Here is a 7,406-nt window from a genome sequence, read left to right as displayed (position 1 = left end):
CTCGCCCTTCGGGCTTCGCGTGGCGCAGCCGCGCCTTAGAAAGACGAAGCGTGTCCGGCGTAGCTAGAGCCAAGCGAAAGGGAAGACGGACTAACTGGGACAACGTGAGCCAGGGGCCATGTGTGGACGGCTCCGGGTTGGCAAGGAGAATCTTCACTTGCGGCGTTGGTCGGAGCAGCCATGTGTTCGGCCTTTTTGCGCGGTACTCATGACCGCTGGCCATAATGCCCTCCGCGGATCAGGTCCCGATCAAAAGCACGCATTCGAAGATGCCATGGCCCATGTGGGTTGTCCTGATCGCCGGATCGACCGGCGCTGCATTAAGTGCTGTTCGCCCTTCCAACCGTTACGTCACACCCGAATGTCCGGCTGTGATCTCGTTCACGCCGTGAGAGCGGCGGGTTCCCTGTAGCGTTCGTTCCTGGCCATCATCGCCCATGCCATCCTGGCGAGCTTGTTGGCGAGCGCGATCGCGGCGACCTTGGTGGGACGCCGCGCCAACAACGCTGTGAGCCAGGGCCGATGCCGCGCACCATGGATCTTGGCATAGCGGATCACGGCGAGTGCACCTGCCGTGAACAGGCTGCGTAGGTAGCGATCGCCTTGCTTACTGATGCTGCCAAGCCTGTCCTTGCCCCCACTGGAGTTCTGCTTCGGCACGAGCCCGACCCAGGCCGAGAAGTCCCGCCCCGATCGGAAGGCCTTGGCATCGGCAACGCTCGCGACTAGCGCCGTTGCCAGCGCTGGACCGACGCCAGGGATCGCATCCAGTCGCTTGCTCGTCGCGTTTGATCGATGCCAGGCGATAATGCGCCTGTCGAACTCCAGGATCTGAGCCTTCAGTGCCCGCAACTGACTGCCGAGAGCCGCAAGACACGCACGGGCCAACTCCGGGAGGCGGCGTTCAGCTGGATCGGCGACGACTTCCAACAGCTGTTCGACACCCCTGCGCCCGACGGGGGCGACGATCCCGAACTCGGCCAGATAAGCGCGGATTGAGTTGATGACGGCAGTCTGCTGGCGAATGAAGAGATGGCGCACGCGATGAAGCATCAGACAGCTCTGTTGCTCGATCGTTTTGATCGGCACGAACCGCATGTTGGGTCTCGTGACCGCCTCGCAAATCGCCTCCGCGTCGGTGCTGTCGTTCTTCTGCCGCTTGACGTAGGGCTTCACATAGGCCGGAGGCATCAATTGCACCGTATGCCCCAACGCCCGCAACTCGCGGGACCAATAATGGGATGACGCGCAAGCCTCGATTCCCACCAGGCACGGCGGCAACTTCTCAAAGAAGGACAGCACGAAACGGCGCTTCAGCTGACGGCGTATGACCACCTGGCCGGCTGCATCGACGCCATGCACTTGAAAGACCGACTTCGCGATATCCAGACCAATCGTTGAAATTGACTGCATAGGCTGCTCCTCCGAATCGTGGGAGCTTCAAGCGGCGCCCACTCCTTGGCACTCTCGTGCCCGTGGAGGAGCCGTCCACAGCATCAAGAGCCGACATCCCGACGTTCCACTCCATGTCCGCTTAGGGTCATTCGCGACCGGGTCGAGCCGGCAGCAAGTCCGATCAATGTCCGTTTTGCCGGCGACAGCGGAAGTCAAGTCAGAGCATGAGGCCGCGCTGACGGCCGCCAAGCTGGTCGAACCCGCCTTGGACGAGTTCTACGCCACGCTGAGCAGCGAGGCTGCGGCATCGGGGTGATGACATTCTGCCTGAAAGCCGATGGCCATCCACCTCATCATTGGTGGTACTCACCCAGCTCGCCGATCTGCACGAGATGGCCGTTTCGCAAGACGTGCACCCACGCTGACCTATATTGAGTTCGTCATCCGGCCTCATCGTCGCTGAACCTTTGCGGGATTTCCGGGACCAACCTCTATAGGCTTGCGAAAACGACGGCTTTTTGCCGCGAACCGGCCCGACCATAGTGAAGTGACAGTTTGATTTTTTTGGCGCTGCATTAGCGCAAGAGAGGTCCGTTATGGACCGAACAGCTGGCAAGAAAGTCAGTTGCCATGCCATAGAGTGTCATTCGCCAGGATGGCGCCGCTGTGGCATTCTCATTGTTGCGGTGCTCTGTACCGCATGCACTCTCCTATTTGCGAGCGAAGCCAGAGCTCAATGCACGGCGCGAGATGTCCTRCAGAACCAACTAAGGCTCAAGAAACCTCCGTCAGCCGACAGGCCGCAGATCCCGATCAAATCCGCCGTCGATGTTTCCGTGTGGAGAACGATCACAATCGGGACGTTTGCAAATGTCTTTGCCCTCAGTACCGCATTGGATGCGGTAGGTTGCGGCATCGGAAACTCGGCTGGCGAAATTCTCGCACGACCGACCTTTACCCTTCGCGGCGCGAAAACAAACGTAGAGCTTTTTACGGTGTCGGCAGCCGAACTCGGCTTTAAGACCGATACTGCGTCGCTGGCGGACATTTTTGCGCGCGCCAAACAGCTGGGTTTCGGACTTGCGGCGGCAGAAGTCGGGCCACAGCTGAGGCTGCAATATTTCGACCRGCCGATCGGTGAATTTCTCATCATCGGAATGGAGCCAATCAGGACGTGGACGGGCGCCCCCATCATCTTGAATGTAGCCAATGGCGGAGCGGGACTCATTCTCATCGGCCAGGATGGCAGCGCGGACGCGCAGATCTCCGTGGCATCCCGTTTTGTATTTGTGCGGACCAATGAGGGCGCGCCTGCCGAGGAACAGGAGGCCGTAGCACTTATCCATCGCTGAATTTCCAATCGCTGAGTTTCCAGGTGTACGCAGCGGTAGAGCCAGGATCGAGCCTGAAAACTCGCGTCACTTCATCGAGCAAGAGGTTGCCGCCGATCACAAGTTTGCCGAGACCGAAAGACGCTTCGGGTGGGCCTCTCGCGTCGATATAGCCGCACCTCGGCTTGCGGGCACAAAGCTCAGGGGAGTATCTGCCATGACACTAGCKTCCGTCAAAGTCGGCATGATCGCGGAGGAGACCGGAGCACTTTCGTTCATGGGCCGCGCAAACGCCAACGTGGCAAGGATGGTGGTTGACGAGATCAACGCCAATGGCGGCCTGCTGGGGCGTAAGATCGAACTCTACCTCGAGGACGGTGCAACGACCGACGCAGTCGCGGAGGCCAAGGCGGCCAAGCTTGTGTTGCAGGACAAGGTGGATGTGATCTTCGGCGGCATCTACAGCTCCACGCGGCAGGCCATCAAGGGCCCCGCCGTCGTGAAGGGCAGGACGCTCTACATCTACCCCGAGCAATACGAAGGGCAGGAATGCGACCCGCTGATATTCTGCACCGGCCCGGTGCCGGCGCAGCAGCTCGACCCGCTCATTCCCTGGCTGATGCACAAGACCGGTGCCAGGACATTCTACCTGCCGTCCGCAGACTACATCTGGCCGCACGTGATGAACGAGAGGGTCCGCCAGCTCGTCACCGCCAATGGCGGCCGCATCGTCGGCGAGGAATACCATCCCCTCGATCACATGGAGTACGACGAGACAGTTGCGAGGATCATGTCCAGCGGCGCGGACGTGGTGTTCAACACCATCGTTCCACCCGGGGTCGTGCCCTTCTTCGCGCAACTCCATAACGCCGGTTTTCAGGACCGCGGCGGGCAGTTGATCTGCACCTATTTCGACGAGAACCTGCTCGGCCTGCTGCCCGCGCCGCATGTGGAAGGCCTCTACGGCTGCCTCGACTTCTACCAGAGCGTCAGCGATCCCTTCAGCAAGACGCTGCTCGGCGCGTACGACAAGCGCTATCACGGCAAGGAGCAGTTCACGGGCGGCAGCGCCTGCTCCGGCCTCTACCGTGGGATCAAGCTCTGGGCGGCGGCCGTGAACGAGGCCGGCTCGCTGCGCCAGGAGGACGTCATCGCTGCGCTCGATCACGCGGGGATCGCCGAGGGGCCGGGTGGTCCGGCGGAGATGGTACCCGGCCAGCACCACGTCCGCATGAACATGTATATCGCCCAGGCGAAGAGCGGTCGTTTCGAGATCGTCGAGAGCCTGGGGGCTATCGCGCMGGACGAGGCGATGGTGCCGTCCGTCGCGGAGTCCGGCCGGAGGCCAATGGCGTAGTCAGCCCACCAGGTAGGGAGCGTGAGATGAATGTCCGGTCTCCAGTCAACGAGAGTCTCCTGAGCCAGCGTCTCGCCGCGCTCGAAGCGGCAAGAAGCTGGGCACCGAATGTTCTGCCGGAGCTCGAGCGCTTCATCCGGACCGCCGACGACTATGATCTTCTTCGCGTCAACCCCATCCAATACGGCGGCGCCGTCCGCATGTCCGAAGCGGACGCGATCGAGCTGTTCGTGCACGCTGCCAAGGTGGGCCTGTTCGATATGGACTGGCTGCTGATCTGCGCCTATTGCCCGCAGGTCGCCGGCAGCTTTCGCGAGCTCGACCAGGTCCATCCACGCTTTCAGTGCGCGTTCTGCAACGCGATCAACGATGTGGCGCTGGACGACTACATTCAGGTCGCATTTACGGTCTCGAGCGGCGTCCGCGACATCATATTCCGCCATCCCGAAAGGCTGTCGGTCGAGGATTTTTACCTGCGCTACAACTTTTCCAAGGGCTTCATCGCTCCGCACGGAATGACGCACCAGCAGCTCGTTGCTGCGCTCTCACGGGGATTCGCCGATATCGAGGCTCATGAGCACCGCAGCTTCGACTTCGACGTCACAGCTGGCCGTTTCGAGGTGCTGGATTTGAGCCACAAGCTCCTTCTGGTCTTCTTCGCGAACGGGGAGCCGGCAGAGCCGCAAGGGACGCTGGTCCAGCTCGAGTCGGGTCGCTTCCATGTGCCGGACCGGCCGACGGCACCGAAAGACATGGCCCTCGGCGACGGACGCTTTTCGTTCCGGCAGACGGCCGATCTCAGCCCAGGCAAGCACACCATCCGGATCGAGAACCGCACCGACGATCGCGGTCGCTTCTGGTTCGTCCAGTATCCCCCAGGTTTCGCGCCCCATCTGGTCGAGTATGAACCGTTTCTTTCCGGCAAGCGGCTGCTGCTCACCCCGAGCTTCCGCGAACTCTACAAGGCGCAGCTGGTGGATGAGGGCGAGAGCCTCAACATCTCGGACATGACGTACCTGTTCACCGATCTGAAGAAGTCGACCCCGCTGTATGAAAGCGTCGGTGACGTGAACGCGTATTTTCTGGTTCGCCAGCACTTCGAGATCTTGAACAGGATCATCCGGGAACGATCCGGCGCCATCGTGAAGACGATCGGCGACGCAGTCATGGCCGGCTTCGAGCGTCCCCAGGACGCCGTTCACGCCTCCATCGAGATGGTCGAAGAGCTGTCGCGATTCAATCGGACCGCTTCGCGGCCGCTGGGCCTCAAGGTCGGCGTCCACAGGGGGCGGGCGATTGCGGTGAATCTCAACGACCGGATCGACTATTTCGGGCAGGACGTGAATATCGCCGCACGCGTGCAAGGTCTCGCCGATGTCAACGAAGTCTGCATCAGCGCAACGGTGATGGAGGCACCGGGCGTCGCTGACATCGTCAAATCACGCTCGGTGTCGTGCAACTACGAGAACCTGAAGGGGGTCGGTCAAAAGATGGAAGTCCATCGCATAACAATCCCGCCGGCGCAGGCATGAAGGACCGCAAGGGCGACGCTCGCGGGGCCTACACCACCGTCCTGTGCCGCGCGATGCAGGTGCGCAGCACCTCGTCCATGGGCTTGCCCCACCAGTCGTTGGAGAAGATCTCGATCTCCGAATAGCCGGCAAAACCCAGCGCTTCGACCGCTTTGCGCACCGATTTGATGTCGATGACGCCGTCACCCATCATSCCGCGGTCGTTGAGGATGTCCCTGGTCGGCACCAGCCAGTCACAGACGTGGAAGGCAAGCAGGCGATCCTTGCCGGCGCGCGCGACCTGGCTCATCAGCTCCGGGTCCCACCAGATGTGATAGACGTCGAGCGCGACGCCGAGCATGCCGCTGCGGCCGGGGTCGAGACGATCGCAGATGTCGAGCGCCTGCTTCGTGGTGTTCACGCAGGCACGGTCGGCTGCGTAAGCCGGATGCAAGGGCTCGATCGCCAGCGGCAACTTTGCCTGTTTGGCGTAGTCGAGCATCTCTGCGAGCGCTTCCTCGACCTGCCCGCGCGCCGCCACGATATCCTTCGAGGCCTCGCTGCCCGGCCGCGAATATTGCGGCAGGCCGCCGACCACGAGGACGATGCAGGACGCGCCCAGCGCCTTGGCCTCGTCGACGCAGCGCCGGTTGTCGTCACGCACCTCGGTGCGGCGCGATGCGTCGGAGGTGAACATGCCGCCGCGGCAATAGCCTGACAGCTCGAGCCCGGCATCACGCACCGCGCGGGCGGCGCGATCGAGACCGACGGCAGCGACCTGGTCGCGCCAGGGATCGATGGCGCGGATGCCATGCTTTGCACAGGCGTCGATGATCTCGACGAGGTCACCCTGCTTGCGGACCGTTGCCGTGTTCAGCGACAGCCAGCGATGGTCGGACGAAAAATCGCGCATCAGGAGTCCAGTCCGTGCGAGGCCAGCACGGTCTTCATCCGCCGCGTCGCCAGCTCCGGATTGGCGAGGAGACCGGCCTGGTCGGCCAGCCGGAACAGCTCGGCCAGATGCAGCATCGAGCGCGCACTCTCCTGCCCGCCCACCATGGTGAAATGATCCTGATGGCCGTTGAGGTACGCCATGAACACCACGCCGGTCTTGTAGAAGCGCGTCGGCGCCTTGAAGATGTGGCGCGACAGCGGCACCGTCGGCCCCAGCACGTCGTGGAAACCGGCCTCGTCGCCGGCAGCGAGCCGCGACAGCGCGTAAGACGCCGCCGGCGCGATCGCGTCGAAGATGCCGAGCAGCGCATGCGAGAAGCCCTGCTCGTCGCCGGCGATCAGCTCCGCATAGTTGAAGTCGTCGCCGGTATACATCTTGATGCGCTTGTCGAGGCGGCGGCGCATGTCGATCTCGCGCTGCTTGTCGAGCAGCGAGACCTTGACGCCGTCGACCTTGGCGGCGTTGTTGTTGATGATGGCCACCGCAACATCCATGGCCTTGTCGAGGTCCTTGGTACCCCAATATCCCGTCAGTGCAGGATCGAACATGTCACCGAGCCAGTGGATGATCACGGGCTCGCGGACCTGGGACAGCACACGGTTGTAGACCTTCGCGTAGTCGTCGGCGCCGCGACCGAGTTTTGCCAGCGCGCGCGACGCCATCAGAATGATGCGCCCGCCGACCTTCTCGACCGCCGAGACCTGCTCCTCATAGGCGCGGATCACGTCGTCGAGACCCCTGGCATCCTCGACCGCGAGATGGTCCGTGCCGGCACCGGAGAACACCAGCGCGTTGCGACGCCTGGCAGCGCCGACCGAGCGCGTGATCAGCTCCAGCGAGGTCGGCCAGTCCAGCCC

8 protein-coding genes are annotated in these 7,406 nt (G+C 62.4%); 4 read left to right on the top strand and 4 right to left on the bottom strand.

What is annotated here, in order from left to right:
- Positions 1 to 223: hypothetical protein (locus AC1D00_RS18580; RefSeq protein ID WP_477011657.1), on the bottom strand; the 223-nt coding region annotated here is incomplete at its 3' end.
- 158 nt (positions 224 to 381) lie between these two features.
- Entirely contained in the window at positions 382 to 1,413 is a 1,032-nt protein-coding gene (locus tag AC1D00_RS18575; protein WP_477011656.1) for an IS110 family RNA-guided transposase, read from the bottom strand.
- Between the two features lie 166 nt (positions 1,414 to 1,579).
- On the opposite strand from AC1D00_RS18575, the gene AC1D00_RS18570 reads away from it, so the two are divergent.
- The 4 genes from AC1D00_RS18570 to AC1D00_RS18555 all read left to right on the top strand — a co-directional run bounded on the left by AC1D00_RS18570 (position 1,580) and on the right by AC1D00_RS18555 (position 5,615).
- Positions 1,580 to 1,711, top strand: coding sequence for a hypothetical protein (locus tag AC1D00_RS18570; protein WP_404554093.1), 132 nt, complete (start codon positions 1,580 to 1,582; stop codon positions 1,709 to 1,711).
- Positions 1,712 to 1,991: 280 nt separating this feature from the next.
- Complete coding sequence (locus AC1D00_RS18565) at positions 1,992 to 2,747, top strand: hypothetical protein (protein WP_477011655.1); 756 nt, start codon at positions 1,992 to 1,994, stop codon at positions 2,745 to 2,747.
- Between the two features lie 196 nt (positions 2,748 to 2,943).
- A complete protein-coding gene (locus AC1D00_RS18560; RefSeq protein WP_477011654.1) occupies positions 2,944 to 4,083 on the top strand; it encodes a substrate-binding protein in 1,140 nt (379 codons plus the stop codon).
- A 26-nt stretch (positions 4,084 to 4,109) separates the two neighbouring features.
- Positions 4,110 to 5,615: a DUF5939 domain-containing protein gene (locus tag AC1D00_RS18555; protein ID WP_477011653.1), complete on the top strand. Its 1,506-nt coding sequence runs from the start codon at positions 4,110 to 4,112 to the stop codon at positions 5,613 to 5,615.
- A 28-nt stretch (positions 5,616 to 5,643) separates the two neighbouring features.
- On the opposite strand, the gene AC1D00_RS18550 is transcribed toward AC1D00_RS18555, so the two are convergent.
- Both AC1D00_RS18550 and AC1D00_RS18545 read right to left on the bottom strand, forming a co-directional pair.
- Positions 5,644 to 6,507: a sugar phosphate isomerase/epimerase family protein gene (locus tag AC1D00_RS18550; RefSeq protein ID WP_477011652.1), complete on the bottom strand. Its 864-nt coding sequence runs from the start codon at positions 6,505 to 6,507 to the stop codon at positions 5,644 to 5,646.
- Positions 6,507 to 7,406, bottom strand: a 900-nt coding sequence (locus AC1D00_RS18545; RefSeq protein ID WP_477011651.1) for a dihydrodipicolinate synthase family protein, incomplete at its 5' end; no start/stop codon positions are given. The genes AC1D00_RS18550 and AC1D00_RS18545, both read right to left, overlap by 1 nt.

The sequence above is a fragment of the Bradyrhizobium sp. P2_E8 genome (genome assembly GCF_056403875.1).
The sequence above is the reverse complement of the archived record's forward strand: the minus strand, read 5'-3'. Positions and strand labels throughout refer to the sequence as shown.